At 52.5% G+C, this 24,928-nt stretch carries 45 protein-coding genes; 5 read left to right on the top strand and 40 right to left on the bottom strand.

All coding sequences use genetic code 11. From position 1 onward, the window contains the following. Window positions 1-2: 2 nt before the first annotated feature. From pilN to AC0IXS_RS27310, 11 genes are all read right to left on the bottom strand, one after another. A complete protein-coding gene (gene pilN / locus AC0IXS_RS27360; RefSeq protein ID WP_471826412.1) occupies window positions 3-1,736 on the bottom strand; it encodes a PilN family type IVB pilus formation outer membrane protein in 1,734 nt (577 codons plus the stop codon). Next, window positions 1,733-2,485, bottom strand: coding sequence for a TcpQ domain-containing protein (locus AC0IXS_RS27355; RefSeq protein ID WP_471826411.1), 753 nt, complete (start codon window positions 2,483-2,485; stop codon window positions 1,733-1,735). The genes pilN and AC0IXS_RS27355 overlap by 4 nt, the downstream gene beginning before the upstream one ends. Window positions 2,486-2,535: 50 nt before the next feature. Next, the gene (locus AC0IXS_RS27350; protein ID WP_471826409.1) at window positions 2,536-3,492 is read right to left on the bottom strand and encodes a TrbL/VirB6 family protein; all 957 of its coding nucleotides are present in this window, start codon (window positions 3,490-3,492) and stop codon (window positions 2,536-2,538) included. Between the two features lie 10 nt (window positions 3,493-3,502). Continuing rightward, window positions 3,503-3,862 (bottom strand): hypothetical protein, encoded by a 360-nt coding sequence (locus AC0IXS_RS27345; protein ID WP_471826407.1) that lies wholly within the window; start codon window positions 3,860-3,862, stop codon window positions 3,503-3,505. An 18-nt stretch (window positions 3,863-3,880) separates the two neighbouring features. Then, window positions 3,881-4,558, bottom strand: a complete 678-nt coding sequence (virB5, locus tag AC0IXS_RS27340) for a P-type DNA transfer protein VirB5 (protein ID WP_449124721.1) — start codon at window positions 4,556-4,558, stop codon at window positions 3,881-3,883. Further along, a complete protein-coding gene (locus AC0IXS_RS27335) occupies window positions 4,548-7,106 on the bottom strand; it encodes a VirB4 family type IV secretion system protein (RefSeq protein WP_471826405.1) in 2,559 nt (852 codons plus the stop codon). The genes virB5 and AC0IXS_RS27335 overlap by 11 nt, the downstream gene beginning before the upstream one ends. Next, a complete protein-coding gene (locus AC0IXS_RS27330) occupies window positions 7,009-7,443 on the bottom strand; it encodes a VirB3 family type IV secretion system protein (RefSeq protein ID WP_471826403.1) in 435 nt (144 codons plus the stop codon). Before AC0IXS_RS27330 ends, AC0IXS_RS27335 begins: the two co-directional genes overlap by 98 nt. A gap of 28 nt (window positions 7,444-7,471) precedes the next feature. Beyond that, entirely contained in the window at window positions 7,472-7,792 is a 321-nt protein-coding gene (locus AC0IXS_RS27325; RefSeq protein ID WP_163019859.1) for a conjugal transfer protein, read from the bottom strand. Then, window positions 7,782-8,468: a lytic transglycosylase domain-containing protein gene (locus tag AC0IXS_RS27320; protein ID WP_122423094.1), complete on the bottom strand. Its 687-nt coding sequence runs from the start codon at window positions 8,466-8,468 to the stop codon at window positions 7,782-7,784. The genes AC0IXS_RS27325 and AC0IXS_RS27320 overlap by 11 nt, the downstream gene beginning before the upstream one ends. A gap of 3 nt (window positions 8,469-8,471) precedes the next feature. After that, on the bottom strand, window positions 8,472-8,912 hold the full coding sequence (locus AC0IXS_RS27315) for a hypothetical protein (protein WP_449124719.1): 441 nt from the start codon (window positions 8,910-8,912) through the stop codon (window positions 8,472-8,474). A gap of 144 nt (window positions 8,913-9,056) precedes the next feature. Further along, complete coding sequence (locus tag AC0IXS_RS27310) at window positions 9,057-9,638, bottom strand: transcription termination/antitermination NusG family protein (RefSeq protein ID WP_471826400.1); 582 nt, start codon at window positions 9,636-9,638, stop codon at window positions 9,057-9,059. 240 nt (window positions 9,639-9,878) lie between these two features. Here AC0IXS_RS27310 and AC0IXS_RS27305 point away from each other — a divergent pair, with 240 nt between their 5' ends. After that, entirely contained in the window at window positions 9,879-10,229 is a 351-nt protein-coding gene (locus AC0IXS_RS27305; RefSeq protein WP_122423092.1) for a helix-turn-helix domain-containing protein, read from the top strand. Between the two features lie 38 nt (window positions 10,230-10,267). Further along, window positions 10,268-10,738, top strand: coding sequence for a DUF6392 family protein (locus AC0IXS_RS27300; RefSeq protein WP_471826398.1), 471 nt, complete (start codon window positions 10,268-10,270; stop codon window positions 10,736-10,738). Between the two features lie 52 nt (window positions 10,739-10,790). On the opposite strand, the gene AC0IXS_RS27295 is transcribed toward AC0IXS_RS27300, so the two are convergent. From AC0IXS_RS27295 to AC0IXS_RS27285, 3 genes are all read right to left on the bottom strand, one after another. Further along, a complete protein-coding gene (locus tag AC0IXS_RS27295; RefSeq protein ID WP_471826396.1) occupies window positions 10,791-11,033 on the bottom strand; it encodes a hypothetical protein in 243 nt (80 codons plus the stop codon). A 13-nt stretch (window positions 11,034-11,046) separates the two neighbouring features. Beyond that, on the bottom strand, window positions 11,047-11,256 hold the full coding sequence (locus AC0IXS_RS27290; protein WP_471826394.1) for a hypothetical protein: 210 nt from the start codon (window positions 11,254-11,256) through the stop codon (window positions 11,047-11,049). Between the two features lie 106 nt (window positions 11,257-11,362). Continuing rightward, entirely contained in the window at window positions 11,363-11,776 is a 414-nt protein-coding gene (locus AC0IXS_RS27285) for a PapB/FocB family fimbrial expression transcriptional regulator (protein WP_471826392.1), read from the bottom strand. Between AC0IXS_RS27285 and AC0IXS_RS27280 the strand changes: the two genes are divergently transcribed. Together AC0IXS_RS27280 and AC0IXS_RS27275 are read left to right on the top strand one after the other, a co-directional pair. Continuing rightward, on the top strand, window positions 11,775-12,320 hold the full coding sequence (locus tag AC0IXS_RS27280) for a GNAT family N-acetyltransferase (RefSeq protein ID WP_471826390.1): 546 nt from the start codon (window positions 11,775-11,777) through the stop codon (window positions 12,318-12,320). The two genes, AC0IXS_RS27285 and AC0IXS_RS27280, sit on opposite strands and share 2 nt — an antisense overlap. Further along, window positions 12,317-13,276, top strand: coding sequence for a tyrosine-type recombinase/integrase (locus tag AC0IXS_RS27275; protein WP_017707807.1), 960 nt, complete (start codon window positions 12,317-12,319; stop codon window positions 13,274-13,276). Before AC0IXS_RS27280 ends, AC0IXS_RS27275 begins: the two co-directional genes overlap by 4 nt. A 353-nt stretch (window positions 13,277-13,629) precedes the next feature. Here AC0IXS_RS27275 and AC0IXS_RS27270 read toward each other — a convergent pair whose 3' ends face one another. From AC0IXS_RS27270 to AC0IXS_RS27155, 24 genes are all read right to left on the bottom strand, one after another. Next, a complete protein-coding gene (locus AC0IXS_RS27270; RefSeq protein WP_471826388.1) occupies window positions 13,630-14,109 on the bottom strand; it encodes a hypothetical protein in 480 nt (159 codons plus the stop codon). A gap of 14 nt (window positions 14,110-14,123) precedes the next feature. Continuing rightward, window positions 14,124-14,447 (bottom strand): hypothetical protein, encoded by a 324-nt coding sequence (locus tag AC0IXS_RS27265; RefSeq protein WP_471826387.1) that lies wholly within the window; start codon window positions 14,445-14,447, stop codon window positions 14,124-14,126. Window positions 14,448-14,542: 95 nt separating this feature from the next. After that, complete coding sequence (locus AC0IXS_RS27260; RefSeq protein WP_471826385.1) at window positions 14,543-14,938, bottom strand: hypothetical protein; 396 nt, start codon at window positions 14,936-14,938, stop codon at window positions 14,543-14,545. 99 nt (window positions 14,939-15,037) lie between these two features. Next, a complete protein-coding gene (locus AC0IXS_RS27255) occupies window positions 15,038-15,235 on the bottom strand; it encodes a hypothetical protein (RefSeq protein WP_471826383.1) in 198 nt (65 codons plus the stop codon). Next, window positions 15,232-15,411, bottom strand: a complete 180-nt coding sequence (locus tag AC0IXS_RS27250; RefSeq protein ID WP_471826381.1) for a hypothetical protein — start codon at window positions 15,409-15,411, stop codon at window positions 15,232-15,234. The genes AC0IXS_RS27255 and AC0IXS_RS27250 overlap by 4 nt, the downstream gene beginning before the upstream one ends. A gap of 29 nt (window positions 15,412-15,440) precedes the next feature. Next, window positions 15,441-15,731, bottom strand: a complete 291-nt coding sequence (locus tag AC0IXS_RS27245; protein WP_471826379.1) for a hypothetical protein — start codon at window positions 15,729-15,731, stop codon at window positions 15,441-15,443. Window positions 15,732-15,762: 31 nt separating this feature from the next. Then, on the bottom strand, window positions 15,763-16,353 hold the full coding sequence (locus tag AC0IXS_RS27240) for a hypothetical protein (protein WP_471826377.1): 591 nt from the start codon (window positions 16,351-16,353) through the stop codon (window positions 15,763-15,765). A 147-nt stretch (window positions 16,354-16,500) separates the two neighbouring features. Next, window positions 16,501-16,836: a hypothetical protein gene (locus AC0IXS_RS27235; RefSeq protein ID WP_471826375.1), complete on the bottom strand. Its 336-nt coding sequence runs from the start codon at window positions 16,834-16,836 to the stop codon at window positions 16,501-16,503. Window positions 16,837-16,867: 31 nt separating this feature from the next. Next, window positions 16,868-17,140 carry a hypothetical protein gene (locus AC0IXS_RS27230; protein WP_449124752.1) on the bottom strand — a complete coding sequence of 91 codons (273 nt, stop codon included), beginning with the start codon at window positions 17,138-17,140 and terminating at the stop codon, window positions 16,868-16,870. 153 nt (window positions 17,141-17,293) lie between these two features. Continuing rightward, window positions 17,294-17,491: a hypothetical protein gene (locus AC0IXS_RS27225; protein ID WP_449124751.1), complete on the bottom strand. Its 198-nt coding sequence runs from the start codon at window positions 17,489-17,491 to the stop codon at window positions 17,294-17,296. 93 nt (window positions 17,492-17,584) lie between these two features. Beyond that, the gene (locus AC0IXS_RS27220) at window positions 17,585-17,827 is read right to left on the bottom strand and encodes a hypothetical protein (RefSeq protein ID WP_471826372.1); all 243 of its coding nucleotides are present in this window, start codon (window positions 17,825-17,827) and stop codon (window positions 17,585-17,587) included. A gap of 42 nt (window positions 17,828-17,869) precedes the next feature. After that, a complete protein-coding gene (locus AC0IXS_RS27215) occupies window positions 17,870-18,484 on the bottom strand; it encodes a hypothetical protein (RefSeq protein WP_471826370.1) in 615 nt (204 codons plus the stop codon). A 24-nt stretch (window positions 18,485-18,508) separates the two neighbouring features. After that, on the bottom strand, window positions 18,509-18,733 hold the full coding sequence (locus AC0IXS_RS27210; RefSeq protein WP_471826368.1) for a hypothetical protein: 225 nt from the start codon (window positions 18,731-18,733) through the stop codon (window positions 18,509-18,511). A gap of 15 nt (window positions 18,734-18,748) precedes the next feature. Then, complete coding sequence (locus AC0IXS_RS27205) at window positions 18,749-19,051, bottom strand: hypothetical protein (protein WP_471826366.1); 303 nt, start codon at window positions 19,049-19,051, stop codon at window positions 18,749-18,751. Continuing rightward, window positions 19,041-19,691: a ParA family protein gene (locus AC0IXS_RS27200; protein ID WP_122423077.1), complete on the bottom strand. Its 651-nt coding sequence runs from the start codon at window positions 19,689-19,691 to the stop codon at window positions 19,041-19,043. The genes AC0IXS_RS27205 and AC0IXS_RS27200 overlap by 11 nt, the downstream gene beginning before the upstream one ends. A 105-nt stretch (window positions 19,692-19,796) precedes the next feature. Next, entirely contained in the window at window positions 19,797-20,021 is a 225-nt protein-coding gene (locus tag AC0IXS_RS27195; RefSeq protein WP_122423076.1) for a hypothetical protein, read from the bottom strand. Window positions 20,022-20,370: 349 nt separating this feature from the next. Continuing rightward, window positions 20,371-20,781: a hypothetical protein gene (locus AC0IXS_RS27190; protein ID WP_122423075.1), complete on the bottom strand. Its 411-nt coding sequence runs from the start codon at window positions 20,779-20,781 to the stop codon at window positions 20,371-20,373. Between the two features lie 682 nt (window positions 20,782-21,463). Beyond that, window positions 21,464-21,694, bottom strand: coding sequence for a hypothetical protein (locus tag AC0IXS_RS27185; protein WP_471826364.1), 231 nt, complete (start codon window positions 21,692-21,694; stop codon window positions 21,464-21,466). A 17-nt stretch (window positions 21,695-21,711) separates the two neighbouring features. Next, window positions 21,712-21,951, bottom strand: a complete 240-nt coding sequence (locus tag AC0IXS_RS27180) for a hypothetical protein (RefSeq protein WP_471826362.1) — start codon at window positions 21,949-21,951, stop codon at window positions 21,712-21,714. Window positions 21,952-21,972: 21 nt separating this feature from the next. Continuing rightward, window positions 21,973-22,212 carry a hypothetical protein gene (locus tag AC0IXS_RS27175; protein WP_471826360.1) on the bottom strand — a complete coding sequence of 80 codons (240 nt, stop codon included), beginning with the start codon at window positions 22,210-22,212 and terminating at the stop codon, window positions 21,973-21,975. 37 nt (window positions 22,213-22,249) lie between these two features. Further along, complete coding sequence (locus tag AC0IXS_RS27170; protein WP_122423070.1) at window positions 22,250-22,489, bottom strand: hypothetical protein; 240 nt, start codon at window positions 22,487-22,489, stop codon at window positions 22,250-22,252. 50 nt (window positions 22,490-22,539) lie between these two features. Continuing rightward, the gene (locus AC0IXS_RS27165; protein WP_122423069.1) at window positions 22,540-22,764 is read right to left on the bottom strand and encodes a hypothetical protein; all 225 of its coding nucleotides are present in this window, start codon (window positions 22,762-22,764) and stop codon (window positions 22,540-22,542) included. A 39-nt stretch (window positions 22,765-22,803) separates the two neighbouring features. Beyond that, entirely contained in the window at window positions 22,804-23,049 is a 246-nt protein-coding gene (locus tag AC0IXS_RS27160; protein WP_471826358.1) for a hypothetical protein, read from the bottom strand. 77 nt (window positions 23,050-23,126) lie between these two features. Beyond that, a complete protein-coding gene (locus tag AC0IXS_RS27155) occupies window positions 23,127-23,342 on the bottom strand; it encodes a hypothetical protein (protein ID WP_471826356.1) in 216 nt (71 codons plus the stop codon). 95 nt (window positions 23,343-23,437) lie between these two features. On the opposite strand from AC0IXS_RS27155, the gene AC0IXS_RS27150 reads away from it, so the two are divergent. Next, window positions 23,438-23,704, top strand: a complete 267-nt coding sequence (locus AC0IXS_RS27150) for a hypothetical protein (RefSeq protein ID WP_471826354.1) — start codon at window positions 23,438-23,440, stop codon at window positions 23,702-23,704. A 9-nt stretch (window positions 23,705-23,713) separates the two neighbouring features. On the opposite strand, the gene AC0IXS_RS27145 is transcribed toward AC0IXS_RS27150, so the two are convergent. Continuing rightward, window positions 23,714-24,139, bottom strand: coding sequence for a type II toxin-antitoxin system HicB family antitoxin (locus tag AC0IXS_RS27145; RefSeq protein ID WP_122423065.1), 426 nt, complete (start codon window positions 24,137-24,139; stop codon window positions 23,714-23,716). 31 nt (window positions 24,140-24,170) lie between these two features. After that, window positions 24,171-24,353, bottom strand: a complete 183-nt coding sequence (locus tag AC0IXS_RS27140) for a type II toxin-antitoxin system HicA family toxin (RefSeq protein ID WP_122423064.1) — start codon at window positions 24,351-24,353, stop codon at window positions 24,171-24,173. Window positions 24,354-24,928 lie beyond the last annotated feature (575 nt).

Raw genomic sequence — 24,928 nt, 5'->3', positions numbered from 1 at the left:
GATCACTCCATGATTATCGGTGTAAGCATCAACACGACGACGTCTCTGTTCGTATCCCTGAGTCCGCCACCACCGAACAAGAAGTTCCACGCAGCTCCGGTGCCACGCTTGGAAGCGTTGTCAGTTGTCTGATCGAAACCACTCAGTACCAGAGTCTGACCACTGCGCAATTTCACACTTTGGTCGAAAATCTGTACCTCGTAATCCGGCGTTTGTAGGCTCGCTGTACCGCTGGTGATGGTTTCAAGTACCGGCTCGCTCGTCATGCTTATCGCAACCGTCATCAGCAGCTGCTTATTGGGCATCACCATCGGCACCAGCGACATGTTGAAGCCGGATGTGATCGAGCCAGGTATCAAAGCCGTACTGGACCCTACGTTCGCGGACTGTGTCGTTTGGCTCGCTGCGAGATAGCCCTTGACCTTACCGATCTGCACCGGCGCTGCCTGCAGGTTGAGCGTCGTGACAGAAGGTGCGCGGTACGATGAAACACGACCCTGCTGCGATAGCGCTTGGACGATAGCTTTGGACCCGGCCCAGGGCGAGCCAGCCGTGTCCAAGATGCTGATAGTGCTGCTTACAGCGCTACCATCAATGCCAGGCATAGTGTTGCCCAGCCCGAACCCCCACGTACCTCTCACAGTCTGGTAAACCAGACTCCAATCAATGCCGTATTGGTCACGATCAGAGAGTTTGACAGACACCACCTCAACGTTGATCAACACCTGTTTAGTGATCTTTTCGTTTTCGGTGTCGAGATAGCTTTTAACGCGATCGAGGACGTCCGGTCGGTCCGTAATGCTGAAAACGCCGGTTGCCCTGGAAAACGACATCTGGTCGAGCGTCAACATGCTTTTGACGGTTGCTGATATGTCATCCAGCAGAGCTGACGTCATCGTAGTTACAGTGCTCTGGTTGCTACCTGAGTCACCTGATGCGCCCGAGCTTGATCCACCTGAAGACACGCCTTGTCCCGAACTGGATGCACCAGAGGCGAACGCCATCCCGGATTTTACTGATGAGTTGTAGTTGTAGCCTTTGTTGAAAGCAAAGATCGAGAACTGGCGCGTCTCCAAGTAGAAGACGGTGATCGCGCTCGTAGCGAAATCATAGCGCCAAGAAAGACCCATGCTGCCTGTGACGGTCTCCATCAAACCTGACAGCTTCCCCTGATACTTAGGGTTCGGGACGCGAATAGCCGCAGGCCCCAAGCCCATCCGCATACTTGGCGCGTAAGCTTGAGCCGTTGCGTTGGAACCGCTGTAACCAGGAAACAAATCTGCGTACTGATCACCAGCTGCTGCAGGCGGTACTGCAGGCGGTGGACCGGCATAGGCAGCAGCGCCCTTGTCTGGCGAACGATTGCGGATGTACGACGCACCGTTGTCCAGCGCATCTGGTGAAATGCGTACCGGCACCTTGCATGTCTCACTCACCCATTGCGCGAACCGCTGCAACGACATGTCTTCGTTGAAAGAAATATCGCAGTCCAAGGCCTGTGGTAAGCCCTTCTTCAATACCAGGGGTTGTGTGTTAACCCACTGGTCGTTGCTGAACATGACTGACTTGCTCGATGGCTCAGGCTTGTTCCGGAGGGAGCTTGTCAAAGCACTGAGTTTCGCGGAGGTGCCATCCACGCGATCCATTGTTTCTGTGACGCGTTTTGTTTCGCAGCCTGCCAGGAACACAGAAGCCACGGCAAAGGACAGCACCGCTGCTTGAGAACGGATTTTCATGGCGAAGGCCTCGAACACTGGGTTGCAGGATTGGTATTTTCAGAAATGTTCAGACGCAGCTGGCCACGTCGACCATCAACACAGAACGGGCGCTCTGCGGTGTCATACAACTTGAAAATGTTGATGACTGATTCCTCAAAGCTACCTTCAAACCGAAGCGGTGCCTCGATCGGATAGTCCAGTCCTTGAGCTTGCCAGTCGGCATGGTAGCCAGCCTTCTGACTCCAGCGAGTGATAACTGAACGCAGCGTCTCACCGGCGCGCGCGTCCCATACAGGCTTGGGCACCGGAGGCGGTTTGATAGGCTTGGCTTCCGGAGCGACGACCGTAACAACCGGCGCTGCTGGTACAGCTGGGAACGACTTGGCAGGTGCCGTAGTGGACGTTTCAGGCACCTTAGGAGCGGCGCTGGCATTTGCAGTTACGGACGGAGCGGTAACGGCCTTGGTGGGCTTCTCACCCACTTTGGCTGCGGATGGCTGTACCTGGGGGTTCGGAGCAGGCAGAGAAGCGAGCGGAGGCTTCGCAGCGGACACCGGCGCTTTATCCGCTGTCACGGGCGCCGCTGGCAGCGCTGATGTGCCGCTCGTTGGGGCAGCGATCTGTGAGAACCCACTACTTTGTCGCGGATGCGAAGGAATATTCAGTTCTTCCCACTTCCCGGTAGGTAGCGTCAACTGCGGACTACCCGAGCAGCCTGTAAGCAAGGCAGCGCAAAGCAGCCCGCCCGAAGCAAGTTTGCTATTCATAGATTTGACCTTTGATCGAGGTATATCGCGATGCGGAGAGAGCTGGGAGATTAAGCGCCGATGTTGTTTCTATTACCAACTTTGCTACCGATAAACTTGGCAGCTGCTTTAGTAGCATTGGTGGCGGTACTAAGCCCAGTACCCTTCTTTAGGATGCCGCCCAGTCCGCCTACACCACCAGAACTGCCACCGCCCATAATTGATGCCGCGTAGTTGGGCAACTCAGTCGCAAGCAAAGTAAAGCAGGCGAAGTAAATCAGCATTGAGTAATTGCCCACGAAGCTTGTATCAATAACACCATTCACAATTATGTTGGTATTGATAAAGTTAATCTCAAGCCCAAGAATAACAGCAAACAAAACCTGCGTGAGCATAAACCCAGCTATAAGCGCAACCCAATTGAAAAACCAGTGCCGCGTTCTTTCGAACAACGAAAACGCTATAAACAGCGGGCCAATAGCCAAAATCGCACTGGTAACTACCTTCAAGGTACACAAAGTACCTACGGCAACCATCAGAAACGGTAAACCTCCGACAAGGTAGAATACGACCGCCTGGATACCCAAATAAACCTGGGAAAACGACGTCGTGATAATGTTAAAGCTCATAGCGTTTATGAGTTCAAGAAGAGAATTGACGTAAACACTGATCATAGTGTCCACTTGGTTTACCTGATTCCCGTCTTGGCCTGACATAACACCTCCCATCCATGCAGGGAATCCTGTTACGAACGGGACAATGGTCTTAGCGTACCAGGGAACGTTCCAGGCCAGTCCGGCGATAAAAGCGACCTTAAGAATTTCAAATACAACATCGCGAAATATCCCCGTTATGCCTTGATAAAGCCAGAGGATATTTCGCATAGTAAAATGAATGAGCCAGAACGTTCCGAATATTCCACCTAGTGCAAGCATGACTTTATTCATGCCACCGGACAAAATGTTGATCAATGCCGCATCAACGAAATCGAAAAGCTGCTGAGCTATGTGTAACTCGAATTTTTCCATAGATAATCCGTCATTTGGATTTTACAAACTCTTTATCCTCATACAAGATTTTTCCATCTTGCAGACGCATGGTCACAAGCCCTCCAACCAAACTCAAAACGTTATCCGACTCCGCCTTACCTTCAAGCTTCGATTTGTACTCTTGGGTATCACCCTTCCGTATCACATTGTGTGCCACCTTCGTAACGTCAATGTGGTACATCGCGTTATCGGGCGTGATTTCCAGCACTGTCTGACCCTGCTTCGCGGTTGATTCTTGTGTCGTACTGACCCATCGTCCGGCAAAGGCGGACCCCTTGTTCGCGTCGCATCCCGACAAAAGTGCAGTTGCAAGGACAAAAGACAGTGCAAGCTTGAATTTAAGAGGCATAACGTATCTTCCTTTCGGTCAGTAGGAAGGTATCTTTTTAGTCCTTCCTAGCATGTAGTCCTCAAAGGCTTGTGCCCGTTGAGTGTTTTCAATCTTCTCTTGCTGCTGCTGCAGCATCGCCAGGTTGGTTAGACGTATCTGCTGGTTCTGCTGCTCGATCAGCTCCTGCTGGTAGCGCAGCTGCAGATCCTCTCGTTGCTGCGGTGTTTGTACTACGTTCAACCGCTCGCGCAGGAACTGTGCGTTTCGAACACGCTCAGTACTCGCATCATACATCCGTTCAAGACCACCTGCAGCGTTTAAAAGCCTGTCAAACTTCTGTTGAACAGTAGCATTGTTTGATGTCAGACCGTAACGCTCACGCAAGCCGACAATATCCTGCCCGGTGTTGTAAACCTCGGCCCAGTCGCCCATTGGTAGGACTTGATTCAACTTGGGATTGTTGAGGAAATCCCCAAGCATGTCATTTCCTGTAACAATACTTTTGTAGTTATCGTATTGTTCTTTGACTTGCATGATACCGCTTTTAGCCATCTTCAGCGCATCGGCGGCCTGAGTTGCTTGAGCCACCGCATTTTCACTTAAGATCAGCCCGGTAGCTGCATCAAGCGTTGGAACACCAATTGCCGTAGCGATTAGCGGCGCGGACGTTAATAACGTAGCGACGAAAAGCGCGCTATATAGTTTATTTTTCAAGGGTCACACTCCGAGGATTTTCCAGCGCAGGAAGGCTGTTGTGTTCGGCCATAAAGACAGGCATCCATACTGACGGGTCGTTTGTCTGCAGCGACGAGCATACGGCTTGTGCCTGGAAGTACGCTGGTAGCCAGACTTCAGGGTTATCAGTATTGAGCGCCTGCCGTACATGCTCGGCGATCAGGAACGCTGGCACCCAAATGCGCGGGTCCTTTGTCTTCAGCGCAGCCTTCACACGCGTGGCAACTGCAATGTTCTTTGTGGTACTGGACAGAAGCGGCAGCCAGTATTTCAAGCGGTCATCCAGGACCATTTTCAGCTGAACAGCTTGGTGCCCCTGGAGAACAACCATTTGACGGTCTAGAGGCCGTAGAGCAGCTACCGCGTCAAACACTTTCCCTTTGATACCAAACTTCGCGTAGCCAGCTCGATCAGCCCGTGGATTAGCAAGCCATACCGACGTGATCACCTGCTGAATCACAGCCGGTGCATATTTGGTGTTGATGGCGTCTTCAGGCGACTGCGTGTCCATCATCAACATTTCGCCGCGCATACGACCACTTTTCAAGATCTCCTTGATCTTTTCTGCTGTACTTTCAAACGACAGCGGCACCCAGTATTCAGCCACTATGTTCAACAAAAGCGATCCCGGCGCGCATTGATGCATTTGGCGCTTCATGTAGAACAGGGTATTAAGCAGCACCTCTAATATCTCGGGATTCTTGACCGCATATTCTTTATCAAGTACGCGGGTGCAATCATAAGCCAGACGCTTGTACAGCTTTGCGTCGAACTTGTTTATCGGGCTGTCAAGCACCCACGCGTTACGTCCCTGACGGCCTTTCGCGAGTCGGCACCACTTCACTAACCGGGCGTGCAGGCAGTCACCACCTTTATCAGTGATACCTTGAATCAGCAACGACATGCCACGGCGTTCGCGAACAGAGTGGTTCATGACTGAAGCAATAGCCTTATGGATGTCTTCCTGGTCTTCCTCGCCGTTCTTCTCTTTCCCGCCTGCGCAACAAAGCACATTGTCGAATAGCAACTCACGCAACTCAGTGCAATCATCGAATTGGAATGGATTTATGTCTGTGAATTCACCGGGTTGAATACTGTAATACTGTGTACCAAGCGATTCTAGTAAGTTCTTGAACGACTCGTTGTAGTCGATGCAGAAAATCATGTTATCGAACCGGCTAAGGAAGGTCACTATCACACCTTCTGTTGTTGTCTTGCCAGCACCTGTAGCGCCAGTTACTGCCATATGACCTGGCAACAACTCACCTAAATTGTTTTGACCAGGGGAACTGTCATGCATATTAAGAATGAACAGTCCATCCGTTACGGTCCTTACCGGCACCAGTCCGGTGCCATCGCCGATGGGGTTCCCATGAGCTTTACCCGTTGGGCTTGTATGCATAGAGAATGTACAAGCCAGGTTTTCTGTTGACTTAACCATTGGATACATAGTTTCAGTCACGCCTGGGGATTGGCTGCACCAGGTGTCAACGTTGCTCATCGTTGACCTTCGAAAGGTTGCGTCTCGAATTGAGAAGACGGACGCCATCTTCGATCCGTTATCGATCGCGTCATCAGGGGTATCGCCATACACAATCAGTGATGCGCTGTAACGACCGAAGGCTTTGTCACCCAGTATTATGTCCTGTACTGCGTTTTCGAGTTCTTCTGTTTGTTTGGAATCTTTCTCGACCGCCCCTAGATCCGCGACGTGTTTTTGGAAATCGCTTTTCGCTTTATTCCGATCAATAAACAAAAACGTTTGCACTAAAGTGAATTCGAACTGTGCTTCCACAGCCTCGTCCCACATGCCAGGGAAAGAACCTGCGTTCGGATAATCTCTGAGGTCGTACGTTGTTGCAAACCTACGACCCCCTCGGTTGGGGCGGTTCTCAACAAAATCGTATTGCTCAAAGCTCGTCACGCTGTCAATAGCTGCTTCGCCCAAGCGCGTGTCACTCAAAAGAACGTCTTCTTCATGGCCATTTACCAGAAGACTGACAAATCGACCGACCTGCGAGAAAAGTGCGCCGTGCTTTGTTTCTTCAAGCGCCATTACCGCAGGGTCGAAGTCGGTAAGCATTTTCACCGATGTATCTAACAGCTCTTTCATTCGACGTATACCGTCGTCAACATCACGATATTTGAGAATCAGCGCGAATGAATAACCAACCTCTTTGAACCGACCGTCACGAAAACCGGCCGTGTATTCGTCGACGAAGTCTTGTAATGGCTGCAAAGGAAGGACATACGTGGTGTTGAGTTCAATCCCTGTTTTAGTCGTCCACGTTTGCACCATCAGGTTTTTACCCTCTTTCTTGCCAATGGCCAGAAAGAAAGCGTTCCGAGCATGATAAAGCGCAACAAGATCATCGTCGTCGCGAGTATCGTAAGAAATGCCCTTTACCCGCACCAAACTCAAAAGCCTGTTACCGGGCATTGTTACCATTTGTGGATGTACGTGGTAACGCAGCAGCGGAACTTTTGTTTCGGGCGGTAATACTTTGTTGCGCGAAGCGTTGGGCATAATCTTTACTCCAAGACGGATTTACGGATGTAAGCAGAAGACCCCTGCCGTACTTTTGATTCAGCTTAATACGCCTCCAACCGAAGCGGATCCGTCTCAGATAGTTGTGATCAACTAGGCAGATAAAACGTAGCGCTATGATTGCTGAAAGGAACACAAATGCGAATGCGATACCCCAAACCCAGGAAAAAATAACAGTACCCGCGATGCCCGTAAGCAACGCGGCCATTAACAGACCGATGAGCGGCATAATAGGGATGCTCCACCACATGGCTGGGCGGCTCATTCCGTTGTAACTCTCGAAACGCATTGCCTGAAGCTTTTTATTGCCAGCCATGCAGTTACTCCTGTTAACCCTGTGTTCGTTAGGCAGGCACGCCAGTACCAAACACTTGCCAGGCAGCGGCACCCAATACCATCGTTGAGCCCACTACGACGAGGACACCGACCTGCTGCAGGTAATCCATGAATGTGTGCGAGCGATCACCCGTCGCACGTGCGATCTGCCACTGGATCCCGGACCACATCAAGCACGCCAGGCCAAGCGTTCCGCCAAGCGCGTACAGCGCCAAACGAATCGCAGTTCCCCACTTCTGCAGTTCTGCGTCCCAACCTGCTGCCATAGCAGCTGCAGGCGCAGCGCACAGAACGATAAGCACCAAATTTCGTAGCTTTTTACCAAGCATCACTGCTCTCCTCATTTTCTTGCGGTTGTTCCTGCTGGATAGGCGCAGGTGGCTTCTTCTGAACGGGCGGGTCATACCTTGGGTATTGCCGCATGACGTCCCAGCTCTCGTAAGTCGCTGGAACTGAAGGCTGAGTTTGTACATCGTTACTTTGCAGCTGGCCGCTAGAGTCTGGTATCAGCGCTGGCACTTTTATGCGTGGGTTATCCGCATTCGCAATTACACGCTGTACGTGGCTAGAACCGCCAAACTCTTTTTCAGACTTGAAACCACGCGTAGGATTACCGCTGTAGTAACAAGATATTGTTTTTAGTAATGCTGTCTGGACTGGAAGACCAGGAACATTAGCAGCTGAATAGCAGCTTTCGATTATGGCGGCAGCCATCCTCAAATTCGTACATGGATCAAGTACGACCTCAGGGTGGTTGACATCAAAATGTTGTTTGTTTATCTGGCCCAGACCGACGCTGAAGTTCGCCCCTTCTTTTACCAACCTTTCTATAACGGTCAGCGCTTCAACCCTGCTCTGTGGTTGACTAGGCAAAGTCTGCCCAACAATCCCTATAGCCCAAGGATTGAAAGAAGATTCTGTTTTTACAATTGGCGTCAACAGTGAGGGATGAATCGATGGAGCGCATTGCAGGGCCAGTGCCAGAAAGGCGCTGGGTGTCAACATCAGTTACTCCTTTTCAACGCTCAGCTTGGTTTGCGACCAAGACATTTGCAGGTCGTTGCCGTAGACGTCGACCAGGTGCTGGCAGACCTGCGATGCAGTGACTTGGACACGAATGTCGCTGCTTACTGCTATCGCTAGGTCTGTAAGGGCAGCAAAGCGCTCATACCCTATATGTGCGCTGCTCGTAGTTGCTTTGGGCGAGCCTGGCCCTGGAGCAACTGGTGTTGACCAGCTATTGCGCACCTTTGGGCCGTAGAAGTCGATCAGGCGCTGACACACTTGCGACGGCGTTATCTGATCACCTATTTCTGAGCTGATCTTGATCGCAAGCATCTTGAGCGTCGCAAAGCGCTCAAAGCCTACGTGTACGCTGTTTGTCTTGCCTTCTGGCAGTACCGCGCTTGCAGCTCCTTGCAAGGATGGACCAGGTGTAACTGCACTCATGTTGCCTCCGGTGCGTCGTTTATATGCAGCCACAGAAAAAACACCGCTAAGCAACTTAGCAGTGATCAGTAGTGCAGGTAATAGAAAGTTTCACCAGCCTGAAGACAGGCTGCAGCAACTATAGATGGTGAATCATTGACGCGATTAAATGCGCTCGATCATTGAGTGAGGCATTGTCGCTGGTTCGGTATGCGACAGCTTCTGCAACAACTTCAGTAAGGCTATCTCGCGATTAAGCGTTGACGTAATCGCTGCGATTTCAACCAGCGATGCTTGTACATCCTCAGGAAGATTCCGAAACTCAATACAGTTGACGTTCTTATCCATGCGCAGCAGCAAGGACTGCTTTAACGCTTCGATAAGCGTGTTGCTTGGTTGAGCAAGCGTCGTTCCAAAACGGACAAAGCCTTTCATGCCTCTGAAGTCGGAAATCGTTGTGGTGTGAACCTGCTCGGGGTCAAACCTTAAAAACATGTAACCAGGGAACATCTGCTTTTCAACGATCCTAAAGGACGAGCAATCTTGCCTTTTCTTCATTGACACGCTTGTCGGTAAATAAGCTTCCACGCCCAAATCCGCAAGCCTACGAACGACGACCTCAAGGTGCTTGCCTTTAAGGCAATGCATTGTCAAAAACCAGCTTTTCATCATCGCAGTTCCCAGTTGGGCACAACCTGCCACAAACGCGCCGAAAAAAAGCGCACCTAGATAGCTGTTGGTCGTCAAGATTTGTGTTTTTACTGTACAAAATACCAGTGATGGCACTTCAGCTGGCACTTTACACTATGGATCCAAAATGTCAAGAGGATGAACCAGCGCCGGGATGAACGCAGCGCAGGAGGATCCAGCAAGCGGATGATAGTTTTTTACCACTTAAAAGTAAACAAAAATGGATAAAGTAGGCAGTAGTTTCTACATCACTGGCGTTATCTCCATGAAATACTTTAGATTTCATGGAGAAGCACTGTGCCACTAACCCGTTACATCGGAAGCCGTGTTAAAACCTTCCGGAAGGCCCGCAATCTCACACAGGGAGAGCTAGCCTCGCTGGTGGGGTGCGAGAAAATGACGATCAGCCGGTACGAGCGCGGCGCAGGTCCTCCAAACGTTGAGCACCTGATGAAGCTGGCTATAGCACTCGGCGTCTCTCCGTCCGAGCTGCTGCCACCAACCGACATATCGGAGGCTAGAGAACACCTCCCAAGGTTAAGGGATGAAGCCATTCAAAGGATTTTGTCAATTGGTAACACGGACGCACTAAAGGAGCTAATACGACTGGCTGATTTCTTACTTAATAAGCACGAAAACAAAGAATAGGTGATATGCATAAATATTTTTACCTGGGGAGGTAACAAATGCTTCCAGACTCAACGACTATTGGTCTACTGATTAAAAATCTTGGCTCTCAATTCGCTTCTATGGTAGCGAAGGGCCTATTACCTGACACACCGCCACAAGAGCTGTACGACACTGACAGTGTTGATATTGAACCGGTGCCCGGATTAGAACTTAGTTTTGACCCGGCCACACATAGGTTTCAATCAATACACGTAACCAGATGCGCGGATTCCGAAACAGCTGTATATCGTGGCACGCTTCCAGAACCTTACGGTGACTTAACCACCCGAGCTGAAGTGAGACACGCGCTGGGTGAACCGTATAAAAGTTATGGCGCGATGACGTTTGACGATGTCATACCAAAAAAGATCGGTGGGTGGGATTTTTACGAAACGGACAAGTCGTTACACAACGACTCGCTTATGGAGATTCAGTACACTGTTAACCTGCTCATTGAGAAGATGATTTTTTCTGTAGAATCGGTTTAGTGTAGACAGCCCTGTGAGCACAGGGCTTGTTAGAATAACTTGAACAGGTATGTCAGTCGCCTTCATCGAAATCAAAGCTACGGACACCGATTCTCAAGGCTTCAAGAAATCTCGTATCAGTACCAGCCAGGCCGGGCAGATCTTGATGTTCACTCCGCAAGAGTTCGATAAGATCCCCTAAACTTGCATCGTCTTTCATGCCTACCGCAACGCTTGCCAAGGCAGAGCGCCCTTGCGGATCTAACTTTACGTCCGCAATGGCCTCTAAAATATCGGTTACAGAATCTACATCCATGTCCTGTAGCCTCCTATTTGCTATGTGGGTTACAGGTATCTTGGTCTGCTTCGCGAAACGATTCAACGCATGCCACTGCTATATCTGCGATAAGCAGTAGAACGGTCAGCGCAAGTACAATTGCTCCAGCCTTGGACGCCAGTGCGTTCATGTAGGTCTGGCCAACGTCCAGAAGTGCTACCGCAACAATCAAAGCTAAGACGTGCGCAATAGTCAGTTTCATTACAATCCCTTTCGAATCAAGTTTTAAACAACGCTGCACAGCACAGCGCTACCATTGGCGGTAGTTTACACTTAACGGTAAACATCTGCGAACGATATTTTACTATTTAGTAAAATTTCAGAACGTCGCGGACCTTCCTATCCACACGCTCGATGTCAGATACCTTTCGGCTCATCTGTGATGCGCTTATTCCCGATCCACGGCAGATGTCAGCCTGCGAATAACCTTCCACGAAATAAGAGTGAAGCGCTGACTTCACCCCTTTGCTATCGATCCTGGTGAAGCCAATCAGTTTTTCCAGGTGTTCCGGGTCTACGTAGCCGGGATTCAGATAACGCGTTCCCACGATGTTTGCCTCTACGGTATCGGGTCGAGTTGCTTGCCAACTTGAAATTGTCCCACATTTGCATTTCAAGTGGTGTTTTTTACAGATCGTGCGGTTCGACACGGTTTCAAACGGCCGTCTCGTAAAGAGGTGATAAAATACGTTATCGGCTCTTTCGACCTTAGGCGGGCACATGACGATTTTCAGCAGGATTTGCGGCTTATTCAGTAGACGGCACGGTATTTATGTGGCAGCGCGTCCCGTGACGCTGGTCAACGAGCGCACCGAATGTCTACCAGGTCATTTTGCGTATCCCGGTACCGACTTCATCGATCTGATCCAGGTCGACGGCCAGCGTGTGGGTCACATCGACTACAGCATCAATCCACTGCGCGACCGCCTGTACATCAACATGATCGAGGTCAGTCCCGACCGGCACCGGCAAGGTATTGGCATGGCGGTCCTCTGGCACCTTTGGCAAACACACAGGATCCCTATCGTGCCGCTGTACCAGTACGCCACGTCTGATGACTTCTGGTACGAGGCGCGGACGCGCCTGGGCGCAGCGGGTGGACGGATCGAGCAGCAGCTGCGCGGCGTTGAGCAGATGGAGCTGGAACAGCAGCGCTGGCAACACCTGGTGCCCGAACCTGAACACGAACGCCTGATACGCGAACTAATGGCCTCCCCCGAGTGGCCAGCGATCAAGGCGCGGCACGATGCGGAGCGCAGCGCATGAGCGAGCTGGTGATGGCCGATGGCGCCGGTGAGCGTCGACTGACCGCCCTGCAGTTCCAGGAGCTGGCCACAGTGCCGGCAGCGGTCGAGTGGTTCGCCAATATCCGCAATCCACGCACCCGCCGTGCATACCAGGCGGATCTGCGCGACTTCTGCGGCTTTGTCGGCCTGGCAGGTGCCGAAGAGTTTCGCGTGGTCACGCGAGCGCACGTATTAGCCTGGCGCGCCCAGCTGGAGCGCAGCGCGCTGTCGGGAGCCACGATCCGGCGCAAACTGGCGGCGCTGGCCAGCCTCTTCGACTACCTGCTGAACAACAACGCACTGGCCGGGGGCAACCCGGTGCATGGTGTCGCACGACCGAAGGTGGAAACCAACGAGGGCAAGACACCTGCCCTGGGCGATGACCAGGCCAAGCGGCTGCTCGATGCACCGGACGCCGAATCGCTCCAGGGCGTGCGCGACCGGGCCATTCTGGCGGTGCTGCTGTACCACGGGTTGCGACGCGAAGAGTTGAGTTTGCTGCAGACGGGCGACCTGCAGGAGCGTCGAGGCGTGAAACACCTGCGGATCCACGGCAAGGGCGGCAAGATCCGCTACCTGCCCCTGCATCCAGTCGCAGCTGAGCGGATCTACGTGTACCTGGTGCGTGACGGAGATCGAGCACAGACGCCCGGTGCCCTCTTCCGCTCGTTACGCGGCAAGACGTCCGGTACCGGGATTACCGGCAAGGGGGTGTATGGTGTGGTCAGCAAGTGGGCAAGCGCTGCGCAGATACACGTGGACGGATTGGGCGTCCACGGTCTGCGGGCAACGGCCGCGACGAATGCGCTGGAGCATGACGCCGATATCGCGAAGGTGCAGATCTGGCTGGGTCACGCGAACATCAGCACGACACGGCTGTACGATCGGCGCGGTCAGCGGCCGGAGGATTCCCCGACTTTCAAAGTGAAGTACTGAACGCTTTCCCGGCCATAGGTTGAAAAAATGCGCGGTCAACGCCGGGATAAATTCCGATTACGCACGGTCACGCCACCAAAACCAACCTCCTACGATCGTCAAACCGACGCCAGCCAACACAACAGCACCGTAACCAAATGCATGCGGATCAAGAACCATACCAGCAAGACAAAACGGCAGTCCGGTATACATTAACTTTGAGCTTCGCGACATTTTATCCCCTCTTTATTCATCCATCTGCACGGCTAAGGCATTAGCAAGGCCTACCGCGCCATGCGGCTTGGTGGCAGGTCATGTGCAGCGCGACAAGTCACACTGCCCCTGCCCTGCTTGCGGGTAGTGCTGGAACCACGTCATCCTTTCCAGGCATCAGCGTCGTCCATTGCACCGCGCAGATCTGGCTGAGTCCTCTGAAACTCATCTAGAGCCTCACGTAGGCTTGCTCCTGTACAGCACTGGCCCTCAGCATCTTCAGCATGAAAGAATCGCCAGACACCATCAGCAGTTCTCTCGCCGGTGTACCAGTCGTGTGCTTGCCAGAAGTTCAGCCGCTCGGCGTCTCTCAACAGCTGTTTCAGTTGGTCATTCGAGACTTGCTGAAAAGCTTCCTGAGCCGTTTCGATGCGGAGAGCTATCCAAATCAGCGTGAGTGCTGCTAACCCGGTAGCTATCGAAACGCCCGCCACAAACGCTTCACTGTCTGCAGCGAGAGTTAAGCCGCCATGCGAAATAGCCAAAATTGCCAAAAGGCATGTCAGGTATCTGAGACATACCACAACATTGGATCGCTTCTTCGCGTGCAAAGTGTTCATTAACTCACCATCTGTTTGCATGGGTGTTTTCCTGCTTATTTCGAAGGCCAAGGCGACGGCTTCTTGTAGCCACGCTTACGGCTCGCAGAAACACTGTCGTTTACCAGAAGGTGGGGAATGATAATGCCGACTCCAGCTCCGTGGCCTGGTGGTGCCATAATTACTGGTATGTCGTTGCCATCACCGGTGGATTCGTCACCTGCAGGTAAAAAGCTTTTGCCTTTTCCAGAACCGCAGTTTTCCGCAAAAACAATTGATGTAGTGCAGTTATCCAGAATTGACTTTGCTGAAGACTCAGAGGCAGTCAGAAGATCCGTTACGTCCGTTTTCGCGAATATTTGTTTGATTTTAATTGTCACTACCTAAACCCCTCATCTAATAACTACGTATACAAGGCACATATCGCACTTGCGACAACTGCTGATGAAATTGCGCTTAACGCAAACCGCTGAAACTACATTTTAGAAAAAGACACGGAATACAGCGAGCTTACGGCTTCAACAGATCGGCCAGCAGTGCCCACGGAAAAGGCTTCTGCTTTCTCAAATTTTCCAATGCCAGGTTTTGCAGCTTCCTGGGGATCTGTAATCAGCCAGCCGTAAAGAGTATGTGGCGAGGGTGTGTTGCCCATGCACACTTTCAGCGCAGCCTTGGTTCCGCTCGGGTCTTTAACATCGGAGCTGACACAATCGCCATCTGGAATGGTCAACACAAACTCTTGCGGGCCAGCAGGGGTTTTAGCCGTTACCTGGACTTTCCAGAGCGTGGGTGTTTGATCTGCCTGAGCGGCCAGTGAGACGCTGGCAAGGAGAGTGGCTGCCAACAGGCTGTTAATGCTAGGGACTTTCATGCTTTCTGTTCCTTCTTGGCGTACCGGCCTTCCCGGTGCCTCTACTGGCTTAGCCCAACGTATGACGGCTGGGCTTTTGGTGTACCTGGGCGTTCTCCCTTAACTGGCGATTGGCTCGATGCCGATTCCAAGCTTCGCCGCGCAGCGCATGCAAGCAGGAAAGGTAGCCTCCGCGTTTTTGCTAATGCGGACGAACTTCTCTTTGTCCTCGGTCGACCGCAGGTCGTGACCAGCACGCTGACTCATGCCGCAGTACAGCGAGGTCATTCCGGGGCGCTTCAAATGGACTTTGCTCATCTACCTTTTCCTCTAAATACCGCTCTGTTCGAGATGAGAAACGCTACAACGGCCCCAACAACGGCACCCGGAACGCTGGATACATTGGGTTTAACATCGAACATCAGATTCACCAACACAAGGCCCAGCAGCGCCACGCAGGCGATGTACAACGCAGATCTGGTTAGCTTCTTCATGATCGTTTTCCTTGGTAGCTGCATTCTCTCTACTGACCCGGCCCTGCACTGCCGCGATGCTTGGGGTTCATTGAGCAACGGTCGCGGCCTATACAGCTTGTGGTGAGGCGCTTTTGAATTTCTTCATAGTCGACCTGCATACTAACCGCACGCTTTGTTTTTTTGCCGTAGATAATTAGAGCTATTCCTATAAGAAATAACGAAGCACTGAAACAACAGAGCCAGACCCGTAATTCCTCTATTTTAAAACCCACAATCAGAAGCAAAAGAGCTGGGGTTAGCAGACCTAAACCTGTTCCAATAAGATGTTCGCGCCTCATGAATTTCCCCTCCTTAAAACATCACCGCTATTCAGTCTATCAATACATAATCTTTTTTTACTTCGTCGAGCGACGTGATAAACAATCGGCCGTCAAGTCTGGTGACACAAGCACCTTTTATGACATTACCGACAGTCCCGGCGACGCGGAAAAAACCTTTTGTCGTCTCGATGGTGGTTTCATCACGACCGAGGAAACCGCCAAGGTTTACCTTAACGTCGACAAGATCGCCTAACGGGACCGGCGTTGTTTCGTACAAATGAAGAGCCTCTTCAGCCGCACGATATGCATCAGTTGAGCCTAGAAATCTGCGCTCTATCCGATGCTTGAAAAAGCCCATAACAAAAAAACACAAAGCTACCCATGACGCGCCACCAAACAGCCAAGCTGTAATGGTGTTGAGTGACTGAAACATTCCCTCGACCGGGCTTGGCGTTTGGTTTACAGGGAGCTTCGGAACGATACCTATCGCCTGCAGCCACTCAAGCGGACCAGTGGGCAGGATGCCTACCCAGTAAAGCGCAGGACAGATAAAGCACGCGCATACCATGAAACGTCGAACCTGAATGAGCTTCAGAGCACCTTCTGTCAAAGTGGCTCCAGTGGTTTCGTTTGAATTCACTTTTAATCTCCTATCTGGATGCGAGAACCGCACCCCTCCTACGTCTTCGGCCCCACGTTTGACGGCGGGGCTTGGGGCACAAAACTGGGCTCCTTAATCGAAGCCTTCTACCGGCACATGTCGCGCTGATCAAAGGCTTTAAGTACCTTATTTTATTGATCGTTTCCGTGCGAATGAATCGAATAACGAGACCAGAGCCATACTCCAGATTGCCGCGTTAACAACAATGGAAATCAGACCTATCAACCACATGTATGGCTGAACGTATGGAGCTAACCGGTCTGCTATCTGGAAGGTGGCAGCCATCGCGATACAAGCTGCGGTTGCCAGGATGAAGTACAGCCAGGAAGCGGAATTACTCAACTGGTAGGAATGATGAAGTTTTCCAGCTGCTAGTGCGTTGAGCCCCACGGCAGTAAATACCACTATGCTGCCGACAATCATTTTCTCCAGCGCCAATGGCGCATACTCCTGGAACGGCATGGCTACTCTCCTATCTGGACGGTGGAAAAATTCATGATTGGTTGCATCCCAGTTCTCGCGGGCCAGCAAGCCTTGCGACATAACGAGGCTTGGGCTTACGAGATATGTCGTTGTCTTTGGCACAGATCGCAGCTGATCCGCTTGTGCGTGCCCGCACGTACATGGTGTGGACCAATTTTTGTTTCTTGCCTTGATTCTCGATGAGGTCGACTGCATAGGTCTTCCATTCTTTATCCTTCCAAAAAGCGTGCGCATCAGCTTCGTCACCGAACAGTATGCGTCCTTGTTGCGTAAGCTGTGTCATAGCTGCTCACCACTAATAAAATAACCCCGGTGAAGTTTACCGTTATGTGTAAAGCTGTCAATCGGAATTATCAATTAATAATTAACAACTCTTAGTAAAGAGAACACTTTTTCGTTGCGAAGGCCAAGCCAGCAGCGACCGGCTCGCATGAACTTAATCTGTTGTCTTTGCGGTGTTTTGGATCTCGGCCAAGCTATCTGCGTAAGCCTGGTCCATCACGCTGGGCTTTTTCTTCCACGGCATGCGGTCTGGTTTTGGTGCCGCAGCGTAACGCGTCACAGCTTCAGGATTCAGCTGCAGATGTTTGTCTATTTGCTCCTGCAGCTGCTTTCGCAGTTCATCTTTAGTCATTGTCTACTCCGCACTCCGGCCAATCCGTCGTGCCTCTACTGACTTAGCCCCGCGTTTGACAGCGGGGCTTGTGGTGTAACTGGACGGCTTTGCTCAGGCAGATTGCTGATCGGCGGATACAGCATTCATGGTGGATGCGACGGCTTCACCGGCCTCATTGAGCAGGTAATGGCCGAGCAGCGTCTTAACCATAAACCCGCGCTTCACCAGGGCGTCGCATGTGCGTACGCGGGCTGCCAGAGTTAGAGGGCTATGAACGCCGAAATCATCGTAGTCATCGCCGTTACCCATGCGCTTGAGTACGTTCTCCATCGAGCTGCTGAGCTTCGTTTTCATGGTCGCTACTTTCCTTACCTGCAGGCTGGTGGAGTTGAGATTTTAGCGCGGTAACTCTGCACGCGGTTTGATGCCCAGCTGTGCCAGGCGGTCCAACTGGAACCGCTGCCTAGTCACTGCAACCTGATCGGCTGGATGCCCGGCCGCTGCGCACTGTTCGGCGGCCTGCAGCGATGCACGGTAGATATCAGCGCTCCACTGTTCGCGTCGGGCTTCATCCAGCATTTCGCCTAGACGCAATGCTTTGAGTAGGCCTCGACACTCGCCGTAGAACTCACCCCGAAACTCCGGGCTGATCTGACGCTCAAGGTCGCGGATGGTGTCAGCTAGCAGATCCTGGATGTACCCTTCTAAACCATCCTGCCTACCTGCGGCTGGCTGCTGTTTCTCAGACAATGTCTGCTGGACCTGGGTCCGCTGGGCATATACGCGAAACAAGGCGTGCAGCTGATCATGCTGCTGCTCACTGATCGCCTTGCCAATATGCAAACCCGCGATCACACCATTTGCCTGGGCAGCTTCTAGCGCGAGCTCATGGGCGGTTGCAGACAAGCGTAGGTTGTTGCACAGCAATGTAGCGTGTAACTGTACTACTGGTGGTAGGCCCATGCGCTTGAGCTGGTCGCTCAATGTGATTGGAATAACTTCGCTGGTCATATTTAACCCCTGAAAAGACGCATTCTATTTAGTCCAGTGCTTGAGATGTAAAAACAGGACAAGCGACCACACAAAGCACACGAACAATGGTAGCCCGACGGCATACGACTTTTCGGGCCGGAAGATCACTACGAGGATGGCAACAAAAAGAATGAATACTGCCTGGCTGCAAAGCATCAGCTCCTTGCGTGTGGCTGGGCGGCGGGGGCGATTAGCTGCTGCTTTAAGTTTTTCAAACAGTCCGTTCATACTTTTTCCACCTATCTAGAGCTTGAATCCCTTTTCCTCAAGCGCATCCTTGATGATCGCGCTAACGCTCTTCAGAGCGCCCCCAGCTCGCTTGTTCGCGACTGCGGCGTCTTCCAGCTGCTCGATGATACCCGGAGGCAAGCTTACGGAGATTGGAACTGACTTCCGCTTGTCAGCGGGTTGCGGTTTTACAGCCTCGATCGGGTCGCGACTGATGCGGTCGTATGGCTTGTCGGCCAGTTCGTTCGCAAGGGCTTCAGCCTGGGCTTGAGTCACAGCTTTGCTGGCTGCAGTTTCACTTCTTTTCTTAACGGCCATCTAATACCTCGTTCAGCAGCGAGTTGATTTCGTTGGCGGCATCCTTATTTTTACCCTCTAAAACGGAAATACCGTTGGGAAAAGCGTCCTTGTACGCCTTGCGAGAAAAGCCAACTGAATTAAGCGGTTGCACCTCCGGGAATTCAGAGACGAAATCCAGAAACTCACGCCGTTCTGTCTCTTTCAGCTTTGGATTTGTCGAAGCCATCGTCTGATAGACGTAGGCCTTTAGCGACGGGTTCAGATCCCTGCAACGCATGACCTGCTCCTGCAGCTCTCCCAGCGTATCCAGATCCAACTGGCTGCACTGGTTGGGAGCGATGAGAATGTCCGCCACAACCATGCTTGTGATCAGCTCACGTGAATTTCGACCGGCAACATCAACAACGACGAAATCGTATTTTTCGGCCAGGGCGCGCAGCGTCTCGCTTATGTTTCCGCGCTTCTCCAGAACGGTAAGACGTGGTTGCAGTCCCGCTTGCTCTCGTTCTTCGTTGAATTTTGATCCGCTTCGCTGCGGGTCAGCGTCTACAACACAAACATCGTAACCACGTATGGCAAGACCAACGCCAAGATTTATGTTGGTTGTGGTTTTGCCTACACCGCCTTTGTTACCGCCGATGACAAAAATTTTTCCCATGATTCCCCCAAAATACTAATTATGAAGTAACAACTAGTAATTACGAATTAATAATTGCAGGTAGCGGCCGCTTGGTCAAGAACCAGTCGCAGCCGCGTGATTCGCTTAGCCCCGTGGCTTGGTGCAGTGGTCACGCACCAGGTCAAAGCGTTGTGACTCCTTCGATCCATCGAGTTCGGTGCGCACCAGGAGCAACCAACCTGTGAAAGCGTTCGTCGTGTAAAGCTCCAAGGCAGCGTCGACGTGATTAGCACGCGTCGTGAAAGCATCAACGACCGTAGCCACTCCTTCGTCGTCAATAACAACACCGGACAGCTTATAGGTGGTCATAAGCACGCCTCCTACCATTCCATTGGGCGACAAACCCCAGTGCCGCAGATCTGCAGCAATGCAATGGGATTCGTCGGATCTAACCAGCGCGGTCTGCTTTGGTAGCTGCGCGGTCAATGGATCGGGGAGTGCTTGTTCAGAAAGAGCATGAGTGATTCAGCTACGCACGGGACAGCGACCTCACCGGCGAACTGCTTGAGCCAGTACCTGTACTTCGGGTTCGCCAGGTCGCGCAGCAACAAAGGGCGTGCTGTGATACATTTCGCAGCGAGCATAATTTATCCACCAGGTTGATTGTGTTCACGCTGGGGGTGGTTACAGCCATCCCCGGCATCCCTTCCCGCTTTACCTAACCCATGAACGCCAAGACAGACACAATGTCCTGCGGCGCACGTCCGGTCAGAGTCAAGAAATTGCGCCATATCTCGTAAGGCACACCCTGACTGCCTTCCTTGAATTTCCGGATCCTTCGGTCTGAATCAAGCTTGAGCAGTCCTGCCAATTTCTTGTCCGTGTCGTACGCCTCGAAATGCGCCTGAAAATGCTTGAAGTAAGCACGGACGATCTCAGGACTCGGCGGCTCCCATCCTTCATGCTTTCGAAGCAGGTGCGTGCGCGGATAGATCGACTCGTCAACGTACGTCTGAGGCGGCATGCGCGGCGCGCTAAGGTTCTTCCTCAGTTGTGCGATTGCTTCATCCGTAGCCAACTCAAACACGATGCGTTGCTGCGACTGGATGTCTGGCAAGGGTATTTGCATGATCCCTCCTGGAAAGCCATCATTAATTAGCAATTCACAATTACGAATTGCTAACTGTTAACTATCTCATGTCAGTTTGGTAAACAGGGCCTTGCGGCCCTATCGTTACCGTGGTGACAGTTCGATACGCTGAACGTCTGAAACACGGATGTTGACCAAATTCAGCGTCCCTGTAGCCAACCTTTCCCAGTAGCCTTGCTGATGAACATGCATCAACGCGTAGAAAAGGTAGTCAGGTAGAACGATGTCTGTTCGGTTCACCAGGACACCGATATGTTCAGGATTGAACACCCGCCCTGGCGTACCGCATCGATCAGCTGAACCCCGACGAGTTATCCAGAAATGAGCCTCTGGAAAGTTCGTTCGGATAGTCGCCACATCTGAAAGTCTCATCTCGTTCCTCGTAGGTGGCAACGACTAGCCCCCTCAGGTTCGAGTGGCTCTCTGCGTGCCACCAACAAGGACATAATAGGCCCAAATAGGCCTAACATCAAGCAAATTATTAATTAATAACTAACAAATACCAATTGATAATTATTAACGCGCAACCCGCCGAATCTAGGGCCTTCGGCATGTCAGATCCACAGTTCATGGTTTCCGGCAGGCATAAAAATGGCCCCCACGCTCTCATCAAGCGAGGGGGCCTATTGAACATAGGGCGCGTTATTGGTAACGCGGCGGCCTACCCTTCGTCGACGGCATCCAGGCGGGCGACCTTCAACCGCTCGATTTGTTCGCGGTGCAGCGTCAGGGTTTCCGGCCGGATGCGCTGAATGTCGTACAGCGCCTGTGCGTAGCCCTGGGCGTACTGCGCACTCAGGCGCACACCGACCACGCAATCGGCGTCGTTGATCATGTCCTTGTGCATTTCCAGGTAGCCCGTGATCGGGTCAAACGTATCGGTCGTACTCATTTCGGTGGGGGTTCCTTTCAGTTCAGACGGCGCGTGCGCGACGGTAGCTTTTTGGGGGTTATGTCTTTGGCTTGCTCCGCGACATGCTCGCGGCCCACGTCGATACGCACGTCCAGCGCCGCACCGGCGTACCACACCTCGCTGCCCTGAATGCGTACATGGTGATTGCGCAGCCACTCATAACGCTCGGCTGCCAGGCGCAACGCGGCCAGCTCGTCAGCGTCGATCACCTCGACGGTCGCATGGGTGTCAGCCATCACGCGGTTCCTTTCTATTCGTTATTGGTAGTCGGCCAAGGCTTCTTCCAGTGGTACCGGGAAATCTATGTTCTGCACATCCCACAACACGCTTTCCAGCCAGCCGAGATTGACCTGCCACAACTGATAGGCGCTGATTTCACCCGTTTCAAAAGCCTCCAGCTCGATGGGTTCCATGCCGCACACGTGCTCATAACGAGCCAGAGCTGCGTTTTGCTCGGGCGTCAGCTTCGTGCTGTAAAGCTTCGGTTGGTTGCTCATGATCGGGGCTCCTTTCTATTCGTTATGGGTAACGCGATTATTCGTCCTGGGCGGCGGCGCGCCCTTCCGCAACATTCACCATGCCCTGGGCGTAGCCATGAAACCCCATCAAGGCAACGACATAGGCGTCATGCATGGACTTTTCGGCCTCAAGCTGCGCGGTCATATCGAATCGCTTGTCCGTTTTACGGTCGGCGACGGTCTGTTTATAGCGGGCCCAAGCTTGTTGCACGGGCAAAAGGCCGTGCTTGAGGTCGTCACTGTTGATCATCGGCATGGCCGGGCTCCTGCACAAGAAATTCATAATTAGTAATTCGTAAGTAGCAATTACGAACCGTTGCCTGCACCGCCGCCACTTGCACCGGCCCAGTAATGACTGTCACTTACTGGCTGTTCCGGCCGGTTCGCTTCGCAGGTAGGCCAGTCGTATATCGAGACAACACCGTCCTCAAGAAATAGTGTGAGATCGCCGTTTTCAGCGCGCACTTCATTAAGCAAGGCGGCCATGTCTTTGCACAGCTTGTTAAAACGTCTGTTCTGGCTCGGCGTCATAGCGGTGGGTTCCTTTCTGTTCGTTATTCACTTTGGCGGTCAGTCCAGACCGCGCAGCCCACTCAAGGCATCGGGCGCGTACTGATCACGAAGGCGGCGCAACTCGTCTTTGTCCATGTCTTCAAGGTCGGAACAGTCGGCCTCGGTCAGCCCTTGGCGGCGCAGCAACGCGACGACGTCGCTGACGTCAACCACATAGCGGCATAGGTCAGCGGCGGCGTACAGAATGCCTTGCTCCAGCTGGGTCGGCTTGCGCTCGCTGGGTTTGAGTCGGGTCCTGATCATTCGCAAAACTCCTTCGGACAAATTAATAATTGCGAATTATGAATTAACAATTACTAACTAACAAGCGACGATTTGCTTTATTCGTCCAGGGCAGCGTCATCGACGTTGTCCAGGCGCGACTTGAGCGCAGAGGCTCTAGTCGCCATCAGCTCGGCATCTAGGATCATTTGGCGCATCGCCTGACGAACACCCTCAGGCTCGCCATTCAGCAGATCCTCGTACCCTTCCTCGATCAGCGCGTCACTGACAGAGGCGTAGACTTTGGCCTGTTCGGCCGTTCGGATTTCAACCATGGCAGTACTCCTGCAACACCTTTTGGTCAGATCACCCGGCAACATCACCTGACGTGTGGTAAAAAAGCTGTACATCTATACATACCCGGTGCGTCATGTCTCGATACAAGCCTGTCAGCTCACTGCCGCCATTCCAGCCAGTCACGCTGGCTGAATTGCGCAAGCTGTGGACCCTTTACCCACCTGAACATGAAGTGCGCCGGTTGATTCTTGAAATTCAGCGCTACCGAAACTTGCTCAAGGAAATCGACGACCTTTACGAAACCACACACAAAGCCTGGCGCAACACCGTCGGGGGGAACCTTATGGCACTGCACAGGCTACAAGCCGTCCTGTTCAACGAGCGTTTTAGGATCGGGTAGCGTAGCGTTTCAGGCTGCGTGCTCGATCGTAAGAGTGATGCGACGGCCAAGCTCGGCCAGCGCACGCTCGACCTGCTCGATCTTCGACGTGTGCAGAAAATCTACCAGGCGGTCAACGACCTGGCGGGAGCAGCCCAACCGGCGTGCCAGCTCGGCACGGCTGACACCTTCATCCAACAAGCTGTTCCACAGCATAATCTTGGCAACTGTCAGCGCAGGCAGACGCAAAACCGGTCCTGAGCCTGGCGCAGCTGATGCCTGGGGAATCTTGCGGCGTTGATCGACGTAGAGCGACAAAGCAGACTCCATACCATTCAGAGCCTCGTCCCATGCTTCAGCCAACGTGTCACCTGACGCGTTCATTTCCGGAATGTCCGGGCAGGATAGCCAGACTCCGGTTGGTTCTTGATGCTGTGTCAGCGGGTACTGATACATAAGGCCTCACCTGTTGTGGTGCAGCTAAGCCTCAATCCTTGAGGCCGAGCTGTTTAATGATCGATTTGCGTAACCCTTCGTGCATTTCCTTGCTGCCGTGGTCCGCAAAGATGGTCGCCTTGCCGTTCAAGTAGACCTTGAAGTGGCTGCCCTTGGCCGGTTTGAACTCCGCACCTTGAGCCTGTAACCATCGCCGAAACTCGCTGCACTTCATTTCTTCAGTCCCTTTCGTTTCGGTACGGCATTATGCAACATATCTGATGCACAGGCAACACATATGTTGCTTATATTTCACCGATCGAAGCCCAAAACGCATGCCTTCATTGAAGGCAGATGGCGTACTCCTAATCACCCGATCTGTTCCGTGGTCTGCGCGCACACGCGCCCGGTTGAGGACTGGGGCGACTTGTCGTCCTGGGCCGATTTATCCGGGTCTTAGCGCCCGAAGGGGGGCCGCAGGCCAGGGCAGGGCAGCTTCATCGCCCTGGGCCGCTTAGACAGGCTTGTACGCGGTGCCGAATGCGCAGACCATACGCGCCGTGCCGCAGGCACGACTTGCGCGTGCATTATCAGGAGGTGTTTACACCTCGAAAGTATCTGCTTTTCCTGAAAGGGGTAACTGACGGGGGTATAAAATTCCATTTATTTCAGGACCTTCCGGGATCTCAACGCGACGTGCCTTGATGTGAGCAAAAATGAGCCAAATTTCTGCTCCGCTGCCGGCAACGGAGCCACCAGGCACATAAGCGCCGACACAAAACGCGCATTACCCAAAACGCAGACGTGACA

The sequence above is a fragment of the Pseudomonas sp. AC016 genome, assembly GCF_979253365.1.
This window is presented reverse-complemented; position numbering and strand designations above follow the sequence as displayed.